The 19,195-nt window shown below is 61.9% G+C and carries 19 protein-coding genes; 12 read left to right on the top strand and 7 right to left on the bottom strand.

The annotated features are described in order from the left end of the window. Positions 1-255: 255 nt before the first annotated feature. Positions 256-858: a superoxide dismutase gene (locus tag HMPREF2678_RS01935; protein ID WP_034968400.1), complete on the bottom strand. Its 603-nt coding sequence runs from the start codon at positions 856-858 to the stop codon at positions 256-258. A 238-nt stretch (positions 859-1,096) separates the two neighbouring features. Between HMPREF2678_RS01935 and HMPREF2678_RS01930 the strand changes: the two genes are divergently transcribed. The 3 genes from HMPREF2678_RS01930 (at position 1,097) to HMPREF2678_RS01920 (ending at position 3,998) form a co-directional block, all read left to right on the top strand. Further along, positions 1,097-2,098 carry an L-lactate dehydrogenase gene (locus HMPREF2678_RS01930; RefSeq protein WP_070550630.1) on the top strand — a complete coding sequence of 334 codons (1,002 nt, stop codon included), beginning with the start codon at positions 1,097-1,099 and terminating at the stop codon, positions 2,096-2,098. Between the two features lie 75 nt (positions 2,099-2,173). After that, positions 2,174-3,058, top strand: coding sequence for a glycerophosphodiester phosphodiesterase family protein (locus tag HMPREF2678_RS01925; protein WP_070550629.1), 885 nt, complete (start codon positions 2,174-2,176; stop codon positions 3,056-3,058). A gap of 67 nt (positions 3,059-3,125) precedes the next feature. Beyond that, entirely contained in the window at positions 3,126-3,998 is an 873-nt protein-coding gene (locus HMPREF2678_RS01920) for a DUF5926 family protein (protein WP_222866398.1), read from the top strand. A 21-nt stretch (positions 3,999-4,019) separates the two neighbouring features. On the opposite strand, the gene HMPREF2678_RS09950 is transcribed toward HMPREF2678_RS01920, so the two are convergent. The 3 genes from HMPREF2678_RS09950 to HMPREF2678_RS01905 all read right to left on the bottom strand — a co-directional run bounded on the left by HMPREF2678_RS09950 (position 4,020) and on the right by HMPREF2678_RS01905 (position 7,676). Continuing rightward, positions 4,020-5,426, bottom strand: a complete 1,407-nt coding sequence (locus HMPREF2678_RS09950; RefSeq protein ID WP_083303388.1) for an LCP family protein — start codon at positions 5,424-5,426, stop codon at positions 4,020-4,022. A gap of 101 nt (positions 5,427-5,527) precedes the next feature. Then, positions 5,528-6,295 carry a CPBP family intramembrane glutamic endopeptidase gene (locus HMPREF2678_RS01910; protein ID WP_070550628.1) on the bottom strand — a complete coding sequence of 256 codons (768 nt, stop codon included), beginning with the start codon at positions 6,293-6,295 and terminating at the stop codon, positions 5,528-5,530. Further along, a complete protein-coding gene (locus HMPREF2678_RS01905; RefSeq protein ID WP_070550627.1) occupies positions 6,285-7,676 on the bottom strand; it encodes an amidase family protein in 1,392 nt (463 codons plus the stop codon). Before HMPREF2678_RS01905 ends, HMPREF2678_RS01910 begins: the two co-directional genes overlap by 11 nt. A gap of 74 nt (positions 7,677-7,750) precedes the next feature. Between HMPREF2678_RS01905 and pheA the strand changes: the two genes are divergently transcribed. Continuing rightward, entirely contained in the window at positions 7,751-8,767 is a 1,017-nt protein-coding gene (gene pheA, locus HMPREF2678_RS01900; protein WP_051879650.1) for a prephenate dehydratase, read from the top strand. 9 nt (positions 8,768-8,776) lie between these two features. After that, on the top strand, positions 8,777-9,619 hold the full coding sequence (locus HMPREF2678_RS01895; protein ID WP_034968429.1) for a histidine phosphatase family protein: 843 nt from the start codon (positions 8,777-8,779) through the stop codon (positions 9,617-9,619). Between the two features lie 24 nt (positions 9,620-9,643). Here the strand turns inward: HMPREF2678_RS01895 and HMPREF2678_RS01890 are convergent, their stop codons facing one another. Both HMPREF2678_RS01890 and HMPREF2678_RS01885 read right to left on the bottom strand, forming a co-directional pair. Then, positions 9,644-9,994, bottom strand: coding sequence for a metallopeptidase family protein (locus HMPREF2678_RS01890; RefSeq protein ID WP_034976288.1), 351 nt, complete (start codon positions 9,992-9,994; stop codon positions 9,644-9,646). 3 nt (positions 9,995-9,997) lie between these two features. After that, the gene (locus HMPREF2678_RS01885; RefSeq protein WP_035002782.1) at positions 9,998-11,104 is read right to left on the bottom strand and encodes a septum formation family protein; all 1,107 of its coding nucleotides are present in this window, start codon (positions 11,102-11,104) and stop codon (positions 9,998-10,000) included. Between the two features lie 113 nt (positions 11,105-11,217). On the opposite strand from HMPREF2678_RS01885, the gene serS reads away from it, so the two are divergent. The 5 genes from serS to glf all read left to right on the top strand — a co-directional run bounded on the left by serS (position 11,218) and on the right by glf (position 16,083). Then, positions 11,218-12,501 (top strand): serine--tRNA ligase, encoded by a 1,284-nt coding sequence (gene serS / locus HMPREF2678_RS01880; protein WP_034994428.1) that lies wholly within the window; start codon positions 11,218-11,220, stop codon positions 12,499-12,501. 38 nt (positions 12,502-12,539) lie between these two features. After that, positions 12,540-13,490 carry a lysophospholipid acyltransferase family protein gene (locus HMPREF2678_RS01875; RefSeq protein ID WP_034968437.1) on the top strand — a complete coding sequence of 317 codons (951 nt, stop codon included), beginning with the start codon at positions 12,540-12,542 and terminating at the stop codon, positions 13,488-13,490. Positions 13,491-13,500: 10 nt separating this feature from the next. Next, a complete protein-coding gene (locus tag HMPREF2678_RS01870) occupies positions 13,501-14,319 on the top strand; it encodes an HAD family hydrolase (protein ID WP_035002780.1) in 819 nt (272 codons plus the stop codon). Positions 14,320-14,327: 8 nt separating this feature from the next. Next, positions 14,328-14,777, top strand: a complete 450-nt coding sequence (locus tag HMPREF2678_RS01865) for a TIGR02611 family protein (protein WP_034972218.1) — start codon at positions 14,328-14,330, stop codon at positions 14,775-14,777. Between the two features lie 88 nt (positions 14,778-14,865). Next, positions 14,866-16,083, top strand: a complete 1,218-nt coding sequence (glf, locus tag HMPREF2678_RS01860) for a UDP-galactopyranose mutase (protein ID WP_070550626.1) — start codon at positions 14,866-14,868, stop codon at positions 16,081-16,083. Positions 16,084-16,104: 21 nt separating this feature from the next. Here the strand turns inward: glf and HMPREF2678_RS01855 are convergent, their stop codons facing one another. Next, positions 16,105-17,286, bottom strand: coding sequence for an ATP-binding protein (locus HMPREF2678_RS01855; RefSeq protein ID WP_043012809.1), 1,182 nt, complete (start codon positions 17,284-17,286; stop codon positions 16,105-16,107). A gap of 166 nt (positions 17,287-17,452) precedes the next feature. Here HMPREF2678_RS01855 and HMPREF2678_RS01850 point away from each other — a divergent pair, with 166 nt between their 5' ends. Then, positions 17,453-18,334 carry an EamA family transporter gene (locus HMPREF2678_RS01850; protein WP_070550625.1) on the top strand — a complete coding sequence of 294 codons (882 nt, stop codon included), beginning with the start codon at positions 17,453-17,455 and terminating at the stop codon, positions 18,332-18,334. A gap of 192 nt (positions 18,335-18,526) precedes the next feature. Then, positions 18,527-19,189 (top strand): AlbA family DNA-binding domain-containing protein, encoded by a 663-nt coding sequence (locus tag HMPREF2678_RS01845; RefSeq protein WP_246817859.1) that lies wholly within the window; start codon positions 18,527-18,529, stop codon positions 19,187-19,189. The last annotated feature ends 6 nt before the right edge of the window (positions 19,190-19,195 follow it).

Here is a 19,195-nt window from a genome sequence, read left to right as displayed (position 1 = left end):
ACTACGTGTCCACGATTTGCGGGCAACCCCACCTTGGCGAATAAGCGAATAAGAGTGGGTGAAAGCTTCTTCGCTAGGGTACGCAAAAGACCCTGTATCGAACGCAGTTTTCCTTTACTGCGGATACAGGGCCTTCGCTTTTGAGTTTTCGAAGTTATTCAGTTGTATACCCAGTATTACGCTTGCTGGAGTTCGATTGCAATAGGCTTTGCAATAGATTTTGCAATGGGCTCTGCAATCAGCAGCGCATGAGGCTTACTTCTTTGCAGCCTCGAAGCGCTTAGCAACCTCGTCCCAGTTGAAGACGTTCCAGACAGCCTTGACGTAGTCTGCCTTGACGTTCTTGTACTGCAGGTAGAAGGCGTGCTCCCACATATCCAGCAGCAGCAGCGGGGTCAGGTTGATGGACAGGTTGCCCTGCTGGTCGGTCATCTGCTCGACAACCAGGTTGCCAGCGATGTGGTCGTAGCCCAGAACGGCCCAGCCGGAGCCCTGCAGACCCAGAGCCGCGCCGGAGAAGTGATCCTTGAAAGCCTCGAAGGAACCGAAGTCGCGGTTAATTGCCTCCGCCAGCTCACCGGTCGGCTCGCCGCCACCGTTCGGGGAGAGGTTCTTCCAGAACAGGGAGTGGTTGGTGTGGCCACCCAGGTTAAAAGCCAGATCCTTGGACAGTGCGGTAACTACGCCGGCGATGGAGCCGTCCTTGCGGGCAGCTTCCAGCTTCTCCAGAGCAGCGTTTGCGCCGTTGACGTAGTTCTGGTGGTGCTTGGTGTGGTGCAGCTCCATGATCTCGCCGGAGATGTGGGGCTCCAGTGCGTCGTAAGCGTAGTCCAGCTCGGGAAGTTCGTACTTAGCCATTGTTTTTAAGGTTCCTTTCACACGTCGGATGTGCTTATGACAACAAGTGTGACGCGAAAATATTGTTCCTGCAAGGTTTTTTCTTACGAAAAATTAAGTTATTGACGCCATGTTTCGGAAGTTCAATTATCAGAAAAGTCTGCGGTGAGCGTGACTGGCACCCGGGTTATGCTGGCGTGTGGGCGTCAACTCAATAAGGCAACCTAGAAAGCAACAAACAAGGAAGAAGGCCACCACAGTGACTGCTCCGGAACCAACACCAGTATCCACCAACAACGCCACCACTCCTCCGGCCCCCGGCACCAAGATCGTCCTGATCGGCGCGGGTGATGTCGGCGTAGCTTACGCATACGCCCTGGTTAACCAGGGGCTGACCGACCACCTGGCCATCATCGACCTGGATGAACGCAAGACCTGGGGGCACGTGCAGGACCTCAACCACGCAGTGCCGTGGTCGCACCACAACACCCGCGTCACCGTCGGCACCTACGAGGACTGCCGAGACGCCGCCATGGTCTGCATCTGCGCGGGCGCGGCACAGAAGCCGGGCGAGACCCGCCTGGACCTGGTTGCGAAGAACACCTCCATTTTCAAGAAGATCGTCGGCGACGTAATGGAACACGGCTTCAACGGCATCTTCCTGGTCGCCAGCAACCCGGTGGACATCCTCAGTTACGCAACGTGGAAGTTCTCCGGCATGGATTCCAGCCGCGTGATTGGTTCCGGAACGATCCTGGATACCGCACGTTTCCGTTACTCGCTGGGGCGCTACTTCGACCTGGCGCCGACCTCCGTGCACGCCTATGTCATCGGCGAACACGGTGATACGGAGCTGCCAGTGCTCTCCGCCGGATCCGTAGCGGGCACCTCCATCCACCACCGGCTGGAGATGCTGGGGGAGTCGGCTGGCGAGGACGTCGACGAGATCTTCGTGAAGACCCGCGACGCGGCCTACGAGATCATCCAGGCCAAGGGATCCACCAGCTTCGGCATCGGCATGGGGCTGGCGCGCATCACGCAGGCGGTCTTCAGCAACCAAGATGTTGTGCTGCCGATTTCCACCTTGTTGGAGGGCGAATACGGCTTCGAGGACATTTACATCGGCACCCCCGCCGTGATCAACCGCCAGGGCGTGCGCCACGCGGTGGAGCTGCAGCTGGATGCGGAGGAAAAGAAGAAGTTCGACCACTCCGCCACCGTGCTGCGCAAGGTGATGGCCGAGGCGGGGCTGGTTAAGTAAACAGTAAATGAAACTTGGAGGCGACCGGCCTTTAGCGGATGCCGGTTGCGCCCCGGCGCACTAAGAATGGAGGGTATGAAAATTGTCGCCCACCGTGGAGCCTCCAAGGAGCGCCCTGAACACACCCTGGCAGCCTATGAACTTGCCGAGCAAAGGGGCGCGGATGGCTTCGAGTGCGACATTCGCCTGACCAGGGACGGCGAGCTGGTGTGCATACACGACCGCACCATCGACCGGGTGGCGGTGGAAAAGCCTAAGAAGTCCAGCGGCGTGATCAGCGAAATGACGCTGGCCGAGCTGCGGGAACTCAACGTTGGCACCCCGGAAGAGCCCGCGCAGGTACTTACTCTCCGCGAGCTGTTGGCATTCTTCAACGACGTCAATTCCTCGCGTGTGCCCGCCGAGCCGGGGCATAGCCAGCGGCCGGGAGGTCTGTCCGCGGAGGGCGGCGGGGCGTCCATAAAAAAAGAGATATTTATCGAGACAAAGCACCCGAACCGCTATGGCCCCAAGGTCGAACACGCGCTGCACTACGAGCTACAGCGGGCGCACCTGGCGGACAGTCCGCAGGTGCACCTCATCAGTTTTAGCCCCCAATCTCTGGTGCGTTTCAAGATGATCAACCCGGGGATCCACCGCATTCTGCTGCGCCGTGAGTACCAGCGCATGCTCAACCCTGGCCTGCAGGCGCTGCATGTTGTTGACGCCCACGGGTTGTCCGTCGCCCGCGGTCGGATTCGCCCGGACATTATCGGCCGCTTCGGCGATGGCACCTACATGTGGACCGCGGACAAGGAAGACGAGGTGCGGTGGGCTACACGGCAGGGCGTGACCTGGCTGGCGACGAACTACCCGGGCAGGGCGCGCATGTGGCGCGATAGCGAGAACGGCGTGGATCTCGGAAACAAAGCGAGCGCACCGACAGTGGTTGAAGAAACGGGCGTCACCGCGATCTCCTAGGTATGGCCAGGTACAATAAGGGATCGTGGCTAAGAAGAAAAAGAACCAAGAGAATCTGCCCGAAGGCATGAGCCGCCGTCAGGCGAAGCTGGCTGCCCGAGCTGCCGAGCGTGCCAAACTGCAAAAGGATGCGCGCCCCTTCGATGGCTTCGCCATGGAGGCTGACCTGATCGCCCTACAGGAATTCGTTCCTTCGGCGCACTTCGTCGCTTCGGTCAAGGACGCGGAGCACAAGATCTCCATCGTTACCGTTCTGCCGGGTGCCGTCGCAGCTCTGCGCCGTTCGGAAGAAGACGGTGGGGAGGGCTTCGTAGCGCTGCAGACCCAGCGCCGCGGAGACAACCCGAACCGCGACCTGGCTTACGCCCTGAACTGGGTGAAGCAGGCTCAGCCGGGCGAGTCCCTGGAGGTCGGCCTGTCCGACGGCACCGAGCCCGCCCTAGCGGACATCCTGGATAAGGACGCCCAGGCGGAGATCAACGTTGCACAGGACTTCGACTGGTGGCTGCCAGAGGAGAGTCGTGACAACCCGCAGGTGGCGGCTACTCTGCAGCGCGCCAACGACTCCGTGCTGCCGTCCGAGCGCGTGGAGGCCGACATCAAGGGTGCGGCGTGGTGGATCGACCCGTCCGACAAGGCGCACATCCGCTGGGTTCGCCAGGAGGGTGAAGAGGAGCTGCTGGAGGCTCTGGCCCGACTGCACGGCGCTGGTGAGCTACACCTGGGCGAGGGTTCCAAGTTCGCTGGAGTGTTCCGCACCCACGGCATCCTGGTACCGGTGTGGGATCTGGATCGCACCCGCGAGTCCGCTTCCTGGAAGGAAGGCCTGGAGGCTCTGGACGCGAAGATCGAGGAAGCTCTGGCCAAGGATGCGCCGCTGAGCGCCGATGAACAGAAGGCCAAGCAGACCATCCAGTCCCGCGAGGTCACCATCCGCTAGTAACTAGCGGAGCTCGAGCAATTAGCGGAGCTTTGAGAACAACTCCTCGGCGCCGGCTTCGTCCCACAGTGCGACGTTGCCGGCGTACGTGTCTTGGTAGCCCGCAATCGGCACGGTCTCCTGCTTCGCGCCACCGGCCAGCGCCAGGCCGAGCGAGGCGAGATGCCACACGTGGTCGCCCTCGTTGACCTGCATATTTGAGCTCAACGCATCGGCGACCTTCAGGTTCTTAAATGGGTTCAGCAGGACACCCGGGGACTTGATCTTCTTTGACAACCCCGCCAGGAACTTCCTCTGCCGCTCCACGCGATCCAGGTCGCCGCGAGCAGAGGTGTAGCGGGAGCGGACATAACCCAGCGCGGTCGGGCCGTCGAGCTCCTGACAACCGGCCTGCAACTTGATGCCCGCCATCGGGTCATCCAGCGGTTCATCCAGACACATCTCCACGCCACCGACGGAATCGACGACATTGGCGAAGCCGCCGAAGCCAACCTCTGCGTAGTGATCCAAGTGGATACCCGTCGCCTGCTCCACCGTCCGCTGCAAAAGCGCAGGACCGCCGAGGGAGAATGCCTGGTTCAGCTTATTCTGTCCATGGCCGGGGATATCCACCCAGCTATCGCGGGGCAGGGACAGCATGGTCGCGTCCCCGCCGAAACGTGGGATGTGAACGACCATGATCGTATCGGTGCGCCCCACCGAATCGTCGAGCTCGCCGGCCATGAGCCGGTCGGCGTCCTCCTTGCTGAGGCCTGCGCGGGAATCTGAACCCACCAGCAGCCAATTCGTGCCCTTAGTGCCGCCCAGACGGCCGTCGTAATCCTGCAAAGCATCCGTGCGCTGTAGCTTCGTATCAATCCATACCGTCGCGCCGATGGTGAATGCTAGGACGATCGCGAGCAGTAGGCCGACCGTTTTGAAGAAACCGAAGCGTTTGCGCCGCTTTGGCCGTGGCGCCGTGCGACTGCGGGGGCGCCGCGCCGGGCGGGAGTCACCTCGTCGCCCAGCGCGATCAGGGGAGCTGCCGAACTGCGGATCGCCGAACGTTTGTCCAGGTTGAGCCGCGTGATCCGCTGGCTCCGGCTGTGCCGACGGCGCCTGCCATTGGCTTGCCCGCGGATGGGCTGCCGGGGGAGCCGCCTGCGGTTCTGCGCGGCGGTACTGGGGCTCTGCGCGGCGGTACTGGGGCTCTTCCGGCTGCGCTGGTCGTTCCGGCTGGGCCGACCGCTCTGCTTGCATCGAATCGGACAAGTTGCGCGTTTCGCGACGCGGTGACTGGTTATTGCTAGGGGGGATCACGCCCCCGCCCTTTCGCACAGGTCGCCCATAGCGATCCAGAAGGGGCTTGCCGTGGCGATCCCGGGCAAACTCCGAACCATCGGAATTGCCAGGATTGCGGCCCGAGCCGTAATTGTCGCGAGAATTCATGGGCACAATACTAACCGCAAGCGCCTCGCAGGCTAGGACAACGACAGTCGCTGTGCTGTGCTGTGCTGAATTGCAGCACGCTCGGCGCCAGCAAGCTCGGATCAGTACAGCGCAGCGTAGCCGACGAAGGCAACCGTATCGATCAGGCCGTGGCCGATCACCAAAGGCCAAATCCGCCCGGTTTTCTTGAAATACCACAGGTAAATCAAGTCCATCACGATGTTGCCCACCCCGGCGGAGTAGCCCTGGTACAGGTGATAGCTGCCCCGCAGGATGGCGGTTGCGGCGAAAACCCACGCCCAACTAATACGCAGTTGCCGCAGGCGGGTGCTGAGCCACGCGACGACCACCAGCTCCTCTGCAAAACCGTTGGCCCAGGAGTTCACCACCAACAGCGGGATGCGCCACCAGGTTTCGGCGAGCCCCGTCGGAACCACCTGCTTCGACAGCCCCAGATGCACGGCAGCCGCGTAGAACGCCAGGCCAGGGAGGCCAATGATGGCCGCCAGCCCCGCGCCGTGCAGCCAGTCTCGCGTCCGCAGCCGCCAGTGGCGCACCAGCGCAGGAGTGGGCGCATGCCGCAGCAGAAGGAACATCGCCAGCCCACCCCATGCGACCAGCACTCCGCTGGAAAGCAACTGCAGCGCCGGATCCAGCCAGGCCAGCGTGGACTGTGCTTTGTTGAGCGTTGCCCTTTGTTGGTTGAGGGCTTGTGGGCTGACGCTGGCCTCCACTAGTCGCGCTATGGCGCGCAGCCCGCTGGTACCGAAGGTGATCGTCAGGACGATGAGGATCTCCCAACGCAGCGCGCTGCGGTTGGTTTCGGCGCTCGCGCTGTGTCGGGTGGTTGGGTCGTTCTTAGTGCTCATGGTGGTTGTGGCTATTGTCCGGCTTGGCGCGAAAATCCAGGGCCTCGATATCGCCCGGTACCGCGACGCTGAGGCTTTCGGAGGGGAGGTGCGAGGTGGCGTCCATAAGAAAGTCCGCTAGAGAAAGCAACGTCGCAGCGCTGACTCGATTGCCGACGGCGCCCAGCAGCAGTGCGATGGGCCAGCGGCCGGGGACGCGCTCCGGGGCGACGAGGGGGAGGGTGACGCTGGCCCAGCCCGTGAGGTTCCACAGTGTGCCCCATGGGGTCCAGGCGGTCTGGGCCCAGAAGTTATCAACGGGGGTGAGCTGCGAAAACGCTCCATTGGGAGGGGGTGCGCACGCGAGGGTAGGGGTCGCGATCACGTCGAAGTGTTGCCACGCCCGCTGTGGGTCTAGCCCGACTATTTGTTGTTCTAATTGTTGACGCCGCCATTTCGGCACCTGACGGCCCTCCTCGCGGAGCCACGCGGTGATGGGCGACAGCGTGCCGGGAAGGTCTGCGCAGCGGGAAGCAATGAGTTCGCGGAAGAGCTGGAATGTGGCTGGCGGATACGGGGCGGGAGCCTGCGAGACGGATTCGACCAGTGGGTGCGTGGTAGCCAGCGCGGTAGCGGCGGCTGTGGCGGCGGCGATGTCGGGGGAGACGCGGCTGCGGGTGTGGAAGGGTTTATTGGTGTAGCCAATGCGTAGGGGCTGGGAAGGGTGGCTGAAGTGCAACGTGCCCCGATCTGGTGCAGGTAGGCCATAGGCGCGGGCGGTCGTGGGGATGTCCGCGGCGATGAAACCCTGGGCCACCGGGGTAAACGTGCCGAACTGGTGGTTGTGTGCGGGCTTCAGGGCAGCCAGGCCACAGCAAGCCGCGGGGATGCGGATCGACCCGCCGCCGTCGGTCGCGTGGGCGATGTTCACCAGCCCGCGGGCGACAGCTACTGCCGCTCCGCCCGACGAACCGCCTGCCATCATCTCCGGATGCAGCGGGTTGACGGGGTGGGGCATGCCGACGGGTTCGGTATAGGCCGTGGTGCCGTATTCCGCGGAGGTAGAAGCGCCTACCAGCGTTGCGCCACCCGCTAGCAGGCGGTGCGCAGTCGTATCGTGATAGGCCGCCGTGAAGCTGTGGTGGACGGATCCCATCGTGGTGACTTCGCCCGCGACCTGTTGCAAGTCTTTAATCAGGACCTCTTCGCCGATTAAGGGAAGGTCTGGGTGGTCGGGAAGGTCGGGGTGGCTGCGCAGAAAGTCGTAGCTGTGAGGGTTGTCGTAGACCCGGGTGACCCCCAGCTGGGCATCGCTCAGGCTCGTATCGCGCCGGGCGCGGGCAAGGCGTTCGGCGAAAGAGCTCGCACGGTCAGACTGGGGGTGGTTGGGTGCGGGATTCATTGTTTAACAAGGATATACCCGACGTGATTGGCATTGGGGCTAGCTTGTCTGTGGGTTCCATTAGACTCCGTCTTATGGCTGATTCCACTGAGCAATCCAGCGTGCAGTCCACTGTGCGCGTTGCGTTCCTGGGCCCCGAGGGGACTTTTACCGAACAGGCGCTGAAGCAGTTCAAGGAGATCGGCGCTGTGCCCGCCGGTGCCACCGAGATCCCCGTCGCCTCGCCGCGTGTCGCCCTGGACATGGTGCGCGATGGGGAGGCCGACTTCGCGTGCGTGGCGTTGGAAAACTCCGTCGACGGGCCGGTTTCCCAGACCGAGGACGCACTGACTTACGGCGCGCCGCTACAGATCTACCGTGAGGTTCTGGTGCCCGTGGTGTTCTCCATTCTGGTTCGCCCTGGCACTGCCCTGGAGGATGTGAAGACCCTCACCACCCATCCCGTAGCCGAGGCGCAGGTGCGCAACTGGGTGGAAAAGCACCTGCCGGATGTCTCCTTCGTCCCCGCTGCGAGCAACGCCGCGGCTGCCGCGGCCGTGCAAGCGGGGCAGGCGGATGCCGCCGCAGCCCCGGCACGCGCGGGCGAGATTCACCAATTGGATGCCGTCGCCGAAGGGGTGGCGGATGTCTCCGGCGCCCAGACTCGGTTCATTCTGGTCGGCAAACCCGGGAAACCCACCGAGCGCACGGGCAGTGACCGCAGTGGCATGATCCTCTGGTTGCCGAATGTGCCCTCCAGCCTGCTCGATGCCATCGCGGAGCTATCCACCCGGCAGGTCGATATGGTCCGCATCGGATCGCGGCCCCGCCGCACCGGGGAAAAGGGCGAGGGCGCGGCGAACGGCAACTACGTCTTCCACATCGGTATCGTCGGCCACATTGAAGACGACGCTGTGGCCGAAGCGCTGGCCGGACTATACCGCCGTGCCGAGGACGTGCGCTTCCTAGGAAGTTGGCCGTCCGCGGAGCCGCTGCAGGCTGCGGATTCTCAATCGCCACATCCTTTCCATCGCCATGCGGGCAGTGCCCCGCCGAACTACGCTGAATCCAGTAGGTGGATAGAGGCGCTGAAGCGCGGTGCGAAAGGGTAGCTAGCGAGAATGGGACGATCGACACGGCTTTTCCTGGTCAGGCATGGCCAGACGACCTCTAACGCCATCCACGCCCTGGATACCGCACTGCCGGGGGCTAGCCTGACGGACCTGGGGTGGCAGCAGGCCGCCGAGGCCGGGCAGTGGCTCACCGAGCGCACGCAGCGGCTAAAGATCGTTTCCTCCTTTGCCGCCCGCGCCCAGCAAACCGCGGTGGGCGTGGCCGGTGCTTTCGGCGGCGAGCTGGTTCCTGCGGCCTTCTCTCGCGGTGAGCTTTTAGATGACGCCGCAGCCTGCGACAACGCAACGGATCACACCAAGGCATCGCTCCAGCGACTGCCGCGGGTATCGGAGATCCCCGCCGGGCAGTACGAGATGAAAAACGACGAGGATTCCCACGAGGCCTACCACTCCATTCTGGGTGCCTGGATGCTCGGCAAGGTGGATAAGGCAGTGCCGGGTGGACTGTCCGGCGCGGAGGTTCTGCGCGAATACCTGGCCACGCTGCTCGGCGCCCTGGCGGAGAACCAGGCGGCGAATGCCGCGACAGATGAGGCCGCCGCCGACGTAGCCCTAGTTAGCCACGGCGCGGTGATCCGACTGGTAGCCCGCTTCCTTGGCGGGGTGGATCCGGAATGGGCATTCATGCACTACCTGGCCAATGGCAACGTCATTACACTGCGCGTACCGGACAACATTGGTGAGTTGGCTGATGTTGCTGTGGGCAGGCCTGGGGCGTCCCAAAGTAAGAGCGCCGCAGGAAGCAACGCCGCAGGGGCAACTCAGTCAGGCGTGCTCGATAGCCTGGAGGGGGCGTTCGAGGTGCTGGGGTGGGGTGCGGCCACGCTATAGGTCGGGCTCGGGACGGGCGGGCGCTTAGCCCCAGCCGAGTTCGTGCAGGCGATCGTCGTCGATGCCGAAGTGGTGGCCAAGTTCGTGGATGACGGTGATGGCAACCTGCTCGATTAGTTCCTCTTCGGTGTCGCAGATGTCCTCGAGCGCATGGTGGTAGATCGTGATCTTGTCGGGCAGCGCGCCGGTGTATTCGGAGTCGCGCTCGGTCAGCGCAATGCCCTCGTAGAGCCCCAGGATCTCCGGGCTTTCGGGGTTGTAGTCCTCCGTGACGATGGCGACGTTGTTGACGTTATCCAGCAGCTCGCGGGGGATCCGCCGTAAGCCGAGGTCAACGAGCTCTTCGAAGCGCTCTGGGGAAACGTCGATGGCCATGGGTTATTGCGCTGCTCCGGGGGCGGCGTTCGGGTTGGTTCCGGCGTTAGTTCCAGGCGCGGCGTTCGGGTTGGCCTCAGCATTCGGGCCGGCTTCAGCGCCACGGGCATCGCTCGGCCGCGGGGAGCGGCGCAGCGGATTACGCTTCGGTGGGGTTGCCGGTCGCTTGCCGTCGATCGTGAACTCCTGGCGCACATCACCCTTGATTGTGGCGAATCCACCACCGGGACGGCCGAACGTCAACGCGCAGTTCACGGTACGCGAACCCGCATCCCAGGACTGGCGCTGCAAGGTGTTCCAAAACGGGGTGAGTGTGGAGTTGTACAGGGCATCGTCGCCACCCAAGTAATCCTGGGCGGCCTTCGTGCACACCTTGTTTAAGAACTCGTTCTGGTCCTTGATGCTGGGCCAGGGGCCGGGGAACTTCTCGCCGAGATTCACCACCGAGGTCACCTGCCAGGAGTGCTTTTCCTCGCACGGAACCTCGTTGGTCAGGTCGCCGTCCGCGCGCACGCAGTGATCCTTCTCAAAGTAGCGAGCCTGATCCTGCTCGGCGGCAAAGCCCGTGGTCTCCGTCGTGCGGCCGGTGGAGTCCGGGACCATCACACCGCACAGCATCGTGCGGTCGCCGTCAGCCCAGGCGGACTGTGGCGGCAGGATCGGGGAGATCGAGTAGCGCCCTTCGGGGTCGAGCTTTCCCTCCAGGTACTGCATCGTTGGGCCGTTGCATAGCTCTGCGGTGAGCTCTTCCTGACGCCGCAGGTCCGGCTGCTTCGCGTCTGGGCCGAACTCACTGGTGGGGTACTGGCCGAGATCCTCCCGAGAGCTGACCTCAAAGCGGTGGGGCTGGTCGCAGCTGACGGTGGTGAAGTCCTTGTTCACCCCGTCTGCGCTGGGCTTCCAATTCACGCAATCGCCGTTGCTGGCCTGGGTAAATGTGGAGTTATCTACGTGCTGGCCCTGCTTCTCGTTCATCGGAACCAGTGGCGAGCTGCCCTCGGGAGCTACGAAGGTGAAAGCCGCGGCGCTCACACCGCCGCACAGTGCGGCGAACAGGGCGATGGTGAGGCTCCGCGCTCGGCGGTGGATCTTCGCTTCGCTGAGGGACATGGGGCTCGCTTCGTTATCTAGAGGTTAGTAACTGGGGGCTAGTGTAGTAGGGGATATGGATAAGGGGGAACTGGCCGGACAAGCTGGCGGGGGAACCGGCTAAGCTAAACACCATGATTGATCTGAAGCTTCTGCGCGAAAACCCCGATGTTGCCCGTGAATCCCAGCGCACTCGTGGGGAGGACCCAGCGCTGATCGACCAGCTGCTGGAAGCCGATGCGCAACGCCGCGAGGCCATCAGCGCCGCCGATGCCGCCAGGGCGGAGCAGAAGGCGTTTTCTAAGGAGATGGGGCAGAAGATGCGCTCTGCCTCCGACGACGAAAAGCAGGCGCTGCGTGAAGAGGGCAAGCAGAAGGCCGACTCGGTGAAGAAGCTGGAGGAAGCCCAGGCAAAGGCAGAGCAGGCCGTCAACGACCTGCAGATGCAGATTTCCAACATTGTTCAGGAAGGCGCCCCGGCTGGCGGGGAAGACGACTTCGTCACTCTAGACGTGGTGGGCGAGCCTCCGCAGTTCGACTTCGAGCCGAAGGACCACCTGGAGCTCGGTGAATCGCTGGGCCTGATCGACATGAAGCGCGGCACGAAGGTTTCCGGCGCCCGCTTCTACTTCCTCACCGGCGACGGCGCGCTGCTGCAGCTGGGCATGCTGCAGCTGGCCGCCCAGAAGGCTGTGGAGCACGGTTTCCAGCTGATGATCCCGCCGGTGCTGGTGCGCCCGGAGGTTATGTCCGGCACCGGCTTCCTCGGAGCCCACGCGGACGAGATTTACCGCCTGGAAGAAGATGACATGTACCTGGTCGGCACCTCCGAGGTTGCCCTGGCCGGCTACCACTCTGAGGAAATCATCGACCTTTCTAAGGGACCGCTGCGCTATGCCGGCTGGTCCTCCTGCTTCCGCCGCGAGGCTGGCTCCTACGGCAAGGACACCCGCGGAATCATCCGCGTGCACCAGTTCGACAAGGTGGAGATGTTCGTTTATTGCAAGCCGGAGGAAGCCACCGAGGTCCACCAGGAACTGCTGGCCATGGAGCGCGAGATGCTGTCTGCCATCGAGGTTCCCTACCGCGTGATCGATGTCGCCGGTGGTGACCTGGGATCCTCTGCTGCCCGCAAGTTCGATACGGAGGCTTGGGTTCCGACCCAGCAGACCTACCGCGAACTGACCAGTACCTCGAACTGCACGACATTCCAGGCTCGTCGCCTGAAGACCCGTTACCGCGATGCTGATGGCAAGGCGCAGACCGCCGCCACGCTGAATGGCACGCTGGCAACAACCCGCTGGTTGGTGGCTATTTTGGAGAATCACCAGCAGGCCGACGGCTCCGTTGTGGTGCCAAAGGCGCTGCGTCCTTTCGTTGGTAAAGATATCCTGAAGCCCAACGAATCCGGCGCTTAGTGCGCCCGCAGAATTTCCAGGAGAGGTAACCGCCACCCATGTCGTTGCTCGATAGCTTCAGCTTTCCCGATGGCTACCAGCCCACAACCACCGGCCACAAGGAAGCAAAGGAATTCCCCTATGGCTTCCCGACAATCGGTATTGCCAAGCTATGGTTCCGCGTCATGCAGAACCTGGACTGCGCTATCTACGGTGCGGAGAACATCCCCACCGACGGTTCTGCCATGATCGCCGTCAACCACACGGGCTACTGGGACTTCACCTACGGTGGCATTCCGGCGCACGTGCGCGGCGGCCGACTGGTGCGCTTCATGGCGAAGAAGGAAATCTTCGACGTCAAGGGTGTGGGCGCCCTGATGCGCTCCTACCACCACATTCCGGTTGATCGCGCAGACGGTCAGGCCTCTGTGGACGAGGCCATCAAGAAGCTCCGCGCCGGCGACCTGGTGGGCATTTTCCCCGAGGCCACGATCTCCCGCAGCTTCGAGATCAAGGAGTTCCGCCAGGGTGCGGCTCGCATTGCCTACGAGGCAGGGGCGCCGCTGATCCCGCTGACCATCTGGGGCTCCCAGCGCGTCTGGACGAAGGGCCGTAAGCCGATCTGGAAGCCGAAGAAGACCGAGCTAGTCATCACCGTCGGCGCGCCGATCGAGGTCACCGAGGATGCGGAGGCGACCACGGAGCGCCTGCACCAGACCATGGTCGAGCAGCTGGACCTCACCCGCGAGCGCTGGGTGGAGCGTTTCGGCCCCATGCCCAAGGGCGAATTCTGGGTGCCCGCGGCGCTCGGCGGCACTGCTCCGACGCTGGAGGATGCCACCGTCCAGGACCGCGCCGACGCTGCAGCGCGCAAGGAGAAGCGCGCTAAGGACAAGGCCGAAGCCGAACTCCGCACTGCCACCGAGGCTCGCGAGCGCGCAGAAGCCACCGGCATCAACAAGCTGCTGGTGCCCCTGCGCCAGCGCATTAACCACTTGCGCAAAAAGTAGGTCATAGGCGATGCAGGATTCCCCGTTGCTGGTTGTCAGCGACGTCGACGGCACCCTGCTAAACAGCAGGGAGCGCGTTTCGCAGCGCATGCGCCGGGCAGTTAGCTCGATGCTGCGCCAAGGCACTGTGTTTACGATCGCCACCGGCCGACCGCCGCGCTGGCTGATGCCCGTCTTTGAGCAGCTGCCCGTCCGCCCCGTCTGTGCCTGCGCCAACGGCGCCATTATTTATGACGCCAACCGGGATCAGATCCTGCACGCCGCCACCCTCGCGCCCGGTCCGATCCGCGCTCTGATTGACCAGCTCAGTGAATCAGTTCCCGGCGTGGGCTTCGCGGTCGAGCGCGCCGGAACCAGCGCTTTCGATCGTGCCGACGAGCTGTTTTCCGTTTCCCCCGGCTACGACCACGCCTGGGATTCCACCGAGCACGCCGTCCAGACCATCGACGAGCTCACCGCTACACCCGTGGTGAAGCTGCTGGTTCGCGACCCTCACCGAACCTCGGCTGAGTTGTACGCCGCGGTGCGCCCTTTTATTGACGCCACCCAGGCGAAAGCCACCTACAGCTACGAAGGGGGACTCGTCGAGATCGCGGCGGCGGGGATCTCCAAGCGCTCCGCGCTGGAATGGATTGCCGCGCAGATAGGTGTGGATGCAACCCAGACCGTGGCCTTCGGGGACATGCCAAACGATACGGAGATGCTCACGTGGGCGGGGCTCGGCGTGGCGATGGGCAACGCAGAGGAGTCCTTGAAGGGCATTGCCGACGAGGTCACCCTGACGAATGACGAGGACGGCGTGGCCGCCGTCCTCGAACGGTGGTTTTAAGTAGTCTCATGTCCAAGCTGAGCGAGAACGTCCGCCGGAAAGTAGCCCAACTGCAGGTGCGCCACGAGGGCTTGAAGAAGAAAAGCTATGGCTTCCTGGTCCGTCCGTTGACGTTGTTGGCGGGCTGGTTGTTCGTGGTTGGCGGCATCCTCATCATCCCCACGCCGGGACCGGGATGGTTCCTGCTCTTCTTCGGCATCGGAGTGCTCTCCTTTGAACTGACGTGGCCCAACCGGCTGCTGGACTACGGCCTGCGGCAATACGACCGCGCCGAGGAGTATTGGAAGCGTCAAGGCACAGCCATGAAATCCCTGATCATCGTGGTCTTCTTGGTCGGATGTGCCATCGTCTTCAGTGGCATTTTCTGGGTGATGTGGAACACGGGCATGCTGGGCTTTACGAAAACCTGGTTAGAGCCATGGGTGGATAAGCTTCCGGACTGGATCGGGCTTAAATAACCGCTTGCCTGAGAACGCCTGGCGCAGTGGCACACCGAGGTGGCGTCATGCCCAAGAAACAACGAGTGAGCGCGGTACCCTGGCAGGCATGACACAGCAGACACGCAATGAACAGAACTACGACCTCATCGTTGTCGGCAGCGGCTTCTTCGGCCTGACCGTGGCCGAGCGCGCAGCCACCCAAGCTGGCAAGAACGTGCTGGTGGTGGAGAAGCGTTCCCACATCGGCGGCAACGCATACTCCGAGGCTGAGCCGGAGACGGGCATCGAGGTCCACAAGTACGGCGCGCACCTGTTCCACACCTCCAACAAGCGCGTGTGGGACTACGTCAACCAGTTCACCGACTTCACCGACTACCAGCACCGCGTGTTTGCCATGCACAAGGGTACGGCCTACCAGTTCCCGATGGGCCTGGGCCTGATCAACCAGTTCTTCGGCAAGTACTACAGCCCGGACGAAGCCCGCCAGCTGATTAAGGACCAGACCGACGGGCTGAACCCCGAGGACGCGAAGAACCTCGAGGAAAAGGGCATCGCCCTGATCGGCCGCCCGCTGTACGAAGCCTTCGTGCGCGACTACACCGCTAAGCAGTGGCAGACCGATCCGAAGGAGCTGCCGGCCTCCAACATCTCCCGCCTGCCGGTGCGCTACACCTTCAACAACCGCTACTTCAACGACACCTACGAGGGCCTGCCGGTGGAGGGCTACACCGCGTGGCTGGAGAACATGGCTGCCGACGAGAAGATTGAGGTGCGCCTGGATACCGACTGGTTCGAGATCCGCGACGAGATCCGCGCGGCCAACCCGGATGCGCCCGTTGTCTACACCGGTCCGCTGGACCGCTACTTTGATTACGCCGAAGGCCAACTGGGCTGGCGCACCCTCGACTTCGAGACCGAGGTACTGAACACCGGCGACTTCCAGGGCACCCCGGTGATGAACTACAACGATGCCGAGTTCCCGTACACCCGCATCCATGAGTTCCGCCACTTCCACCCGGAGCGGGGCGACAAGTACCCGAAGGACAAGACGGTCATCATGAAGGAGTTCTCCCGCTTCGCGGAGGAGGGCGACGAGCCGTACTACCCGATCAACACTCCGGAGGACCGCGAGAAGCTGGAGGCCTACCGCAAGCTGGCCGCGGCGGAGGCTGCGGAGAACAAGGTGCTGTTCGGCGGGCGCCTGGGCACCTACCAGTACCTGGACATGCACATGGCCATCGGTGCGGCGCTGTCGATGTACGACAACAAGCTGGCGCCGTACTTTGAGTCGGGCGAGCCGCTGGAGCAGGGGCGCGGACACTAGGGGCCGGGTTTCGGGGCGTTCCTACTCCGGCCAGATGGAGAACTGCTCCATTGCTTCGGCCGCGTGATGGGAGCGCAGGTACTCGCGCATATACGGCAATTCGTAATCGACGAACCCGTGGGCCGTTGGGCGGATCATTTCTGCATCGATGAGGCGTTTGCGGTAATTCCCCGCGTATTGCGCGTCTACGCCCATGCGTGTTGCGATGTCCGACATACGCGAGGGGCCATCGTCGGTCGACATTGCGATGAGAAAAGTCCGGTCAACCTCAGACAGATCCGTAATCGATGGTTCATGCACGAGCTGTCCAAGTTTTCTCCGGGCATCTCCAATTCCACGAGATACTGCTTCTTCGTCGATCGCGTTGCCGGTGTAGTTGCGGAAGGCGTGTTGCCCGACTAGCTGGATCATGAAGGGGTAGCCGCCGGTCGCCTTGGTCGCGTTGTCGAGTGCCTGCGGGGTCCAAGAGATCCCGACCTGTTCGGTGGTCTTGTCAAGCGCAGTGCGCACTTCTTCAATCGGCACCATTCCGGTTTCAATTTTGTTTGCCCGACGCAAAAAGGTTACTGGGTTGCGACCTTCGTCAGCTGCGAGAAGTGGTTTCACAGCGCCGGGAATGCCAGCCATAGCAATCGCAATCTCACGGTTCTCGCGGACGAGATGTTGAATTGTTGTTCCAAATTCGATGATTTCGTCCATGTGGGCGTAGTGCAGCTCGTCCAAGGTGATCAGCAAGCCGACTGGCTCTTGACCGAGTCGAGTATCAAGCTCAGCCTGGCGGTCGAAAAGCTCTTCAAGTACTGACCTCAACGTCGGTGTGGGTGAAAAAGAGGGAATGGCTTCGGTGTCGAAGCCGAGGTAAGGGAGCTTGATGCCCGATAGGCGTTGTTTAGGCTCGTCGGAAAGATCCTGCAGCAAGCTAAAGGCGCGGTCGCGGATGCGGTCGTTGAAACCACGGGTCGTGGTTTCGGATATGACGTACCACGAGTGGGTTTTCGCGACCGCTTCGAATTCATTTAACAAAACAGTCTTGCCGATACCCCTAGGGCCGGTAATTATGGAGATACGTTCATGGCTCCCAGGGCCATCTTGGATGGCGGCATCGAAGTCACGGAGGTATTCATCGCGTCCGGCGAGAACCAGTGGCGTCTTCCCAACTGTCGCAGTGAAGGGGTTTCTAGGTCGAGCTGGAATGGACGGCATCTTGCCTCCTTACTATCTCTTACTATCTTTACTATTTTTACTATCTTTACTATTTTGTCGCTAGTGCCTGGCTAAATCAGCCAAAGGAGGCTGCACTAATATTTCACGGGTGTCGCGTGAGAAAACCCAAACAAAGGCAACCCAGCAAGAGCCATCGTCGCGGGGCGTGAGCAAGTTCCTCGCCCTACCAGCGGCGCCGGTCCTCTTGGTCCTCGTCGGGTCCCTGGGTACCCAAGCTGCGGCGGTACTGGTCACAGACATGCTTACTACGGTTGGCGCGCCGGGCGTATCGGGTCTGCGCATGACCGCCGCCGCCATCATCATGGTGGTTGTCTTCCGCCCGAAACTGTCTGGCATGACGCGCGCCCGTGCCCTCAACATCGTGGTCTACGGCATCGCCATGGGCATGATGAACATGATGGTTTACGCAGCCATCGCCCGCCTGCCCCAGGGGGTTGCCTTCACTATTGACTTCCTTGGCCCCAGCGTCGTGTCTTTTCTGGGGCTGACGATGTGGCGCTCCCGCCTATGGGCCATTGCCGCGTTCGTTGGCGTTGCACTTATCGCGCAGCCCTCCAATGACCTGGACATTGTCGGTATTGGATTCGGTGCGGTCGGCGCGATCTTCTTTGGCGCATACACATTGTTTGCAGCCCGTGTTGGGAAGACCGAGGGTGGTGGCATGCCGGATCTGGCGCTGTCTGTGGTCGTCGCTGCACTTGTGCTCTCGCCGTTTTCCATCTCCGCCGTTCCGCACGTTAACGGTTCGATGTGGGGCATCATCGTCATTTCTGGCTTCATCGGCGCCGTTGTGCCCTATGTGGTGGATACCATCGCCGCCGGAATTGTCTCGGCGGCGATTGTCGGCACGCTCTTTGCGCTAGATCCGGTGATCGGAGCGATACTGGGCTGGGCTTTTTCCGGAGATCAGCTGACGTGGTCAATGGCGGTGGGCATTGTGCTGATTGCGATGGCCGGCGCGATTATTACGTGGCGCGGGGCGCGTGAATCGCGGGAGCTGGTGCCGTCCCCGTTTTCAGAGGACTAGATCGAATCCAGTCTGCCTCCGCCGGGTTCTTTCACGTCTTCACCAACTTCTATAGACGTATGCTTTTGTCGGTGAGTTTGTCATTCTTGCACTAGGCGGGAAGAGAAGCATAACACCTAGCTTCCCACTTAACATCCCACAGTGTTATGTTAGGTGTGAAGTTGAGTGGGAAGTTGATTAGGTGGATCCGCTATGGACGACAGTTCGTTGAAGGAAATCGTCGCGAATCTTCGGTTAGTAGGTTCAGACACTCAGGCTGTTGAAGTTAAGAGCAACGTCGGCAAGAATATTCGTGAAACTCTGAGCGCCTTTGCTAATGCTGGTGGCGGTCTCATTATTGTCGGGCTTGACGAAAGTGCTGGATTTGCTCCAGTAGACAAATTCGATGCTCTCAAGGCGCAAGATGCGCTAGAGACGCGCTGTAGACAAGTGACACCACCGGTGCGACCACAAATTTCGGTGCTTCCTTTTGAAGGAGGCCGTATCGTCGTGGCGGAAATGGAGGAATTCAGCCCCTTCGACAAACCTTGCTATGTAACGGATCAAGGCCGATACGGGGGAAGCTACATTCGTACAGGGGAAGGGGATACCAAGCTTTCGAGCTACGAAATCGACAAGCTTATCGAAGAGCATACTCAACCAAAATGGGACGAAAGTCCAGTTCCAGAGGCCACTGTCGAGGATCTAGCACCAGAGGTGCTCGAGGAGTATCTGCAAGCACAGAAACGGCAACGTCCAAGGACTTTCAAAGATGGTCGTGAAGTAGCGCTAAGAAGGCTACGAATTACTAAGGATGGGGGTGCGACTTTGGCTGCCTTGCTGGTCATGGGGGTCAAGTCCGGTGTAGTGGTGTAGCCGTTT

The organism is Corynebacterium sp. HMSC058E07 (assembly GCF_001809885.1).
Taxonomy (GTDB): domain Bacteria; phylum Actinomycetota; class Actinomycetes; order Mycobacteriales; family Mycobacteriaceae; genus Corynebacterium; species Corynebacterium macclintockiae.
This window is presented reverse-complemented; position numbering and strand designations above follow the sequence as displayed.

What these genes read in the sequence shown, in the direction of transcription:
- HMPREF2678_RS01935 (WP_034968400.1), bottom strand. Translation starts at nt 858, where the DNA reads ATGGCTAAGTACGAACTTCCCGAGCTGGACTACGCTTACGACGCACTG.
- HMPREF2678_RS01925 (WP_070550629.1), top strand. Translation starts at nt 2,174, where the DNA reads ATGAAAATTGTCGCCCACCGTGGAGCCTCCAAGGAGCGCCCTGAACAC.
- HMPREF2678_RS01920 (WP_222866398.1), top strand. Translation starts at nt 3,126, where the DNA reads ATGAGCCGCCGTCAGGCGAAGCTGGCTGCCCGAGCTGCCGAGCGTGCC.
- HMPREF2678_RS09950 (WP_083303388.1), bottom strand. Translation starts at nt 5,426, where the DNA reads ATGAATTCTCGCGACAATTACGGCTCGGGCCGCAATCCTGGCAATTCC.
- HMPREF2678_RS01910 (WP_070550628.1), bottom strand. Translation starts at nt 6,295, where the DNA reads ATGAGCACTAAGAACGACCCAACCACCCGACACAGCGCGAGCGCCGAA.
- HMPREF2678_RS01905 (WP_070550627.1), bottom strand. Translation starts at nt 7,676, where the DNA reads ATGAATCCCGCACCCAACCACCCCCAGTCTGACCGTGCGAGCTCTTTC.
- pheA (WP_051879650.1), top strand. Translation starts at nt 7,751, where the DNA reads ATGGCTGATTCCACTGAGCAATCCAGCGTGCAGTCCACTGTGCGCGTT.
- HMPREF2678_RS01895 (WP_034968429.1), top strand. Translation starts at nt 8,777, where the DNA reads ATGGGACGATCGACACGGCTTTTCCTGGTCAGGCATGGCCAGACGACC.
- HMPREF2678_RS01890 (WP_034976288.1), bottom strand. Translation starts at nt 9,994, where the DNA reads ATGGCCATCGACGTTTCCCCAGAGCGCTTCGAAGAGCTCGTTGACCTC.
- HMPREF2678_RS01885 (WP_035002782.1), bottom strand. Translation starts at nt 11,104, where the DNA reads ATGTCCCTCAGCGAAGCGAAGATCCACCGCCGAGCGCGGAGCCTCACC.
- serS (WP_034994428.1), top strand. Translation starts at nt 11,218, where the DNA reads ATGATTGATCTGAAGCTTCTGCGCGAAAACCCCGATGTTGCCCGTGAA.
- HMPREF2678_RS01875 (WP_034968437.1), top strand. Translation starts at nt 12,540, where the DNA reads ATGTCGTTGCTCGATAGCTTCAGCTTTCCCGATGGCTACCAGCCCACA.
- HMPREF2678_RS01870 (WP_035002780.1), top strand. Translation starts at nt 13,501, where the DNA reads ATGCAGGATTCCCCGTTGCTGGTTGTCAGCGACGTCGACGGCACCCTG.
- HMPREF2678_RS01865 (WP_034972218.1), top strand. Translation starts at nt 14,328, where the DNA reads ATGTCCAAGCTGAGCGAGAACGTCCGCCGGAAAGTAGCCCAACTGCAG.
- glf (WP_070550626.1), top strand. Translation starts at nt 14,866, where the DNA reads ATGACACAGCAGACACGCAATGAACAGAACTACGACCTCATCGTTGTC.
- HMPREF2678_RS01855 (WP_043012809.1), bottom strand. Translation starts at nt 17,286, where the DNA reads ATGCCGTCCATTCCAGCTCGACCTAGAAACCCCTTCACTGCGACAGTT.
- HMPREF2678_RS01845 (WP_246817859.1), top strand. Translation starts at nt 18,527, where the DNA reads ATGGACGACAGTTCGTTGAAGGAAATCGTCGCGAATCTTCGGTTAGTA.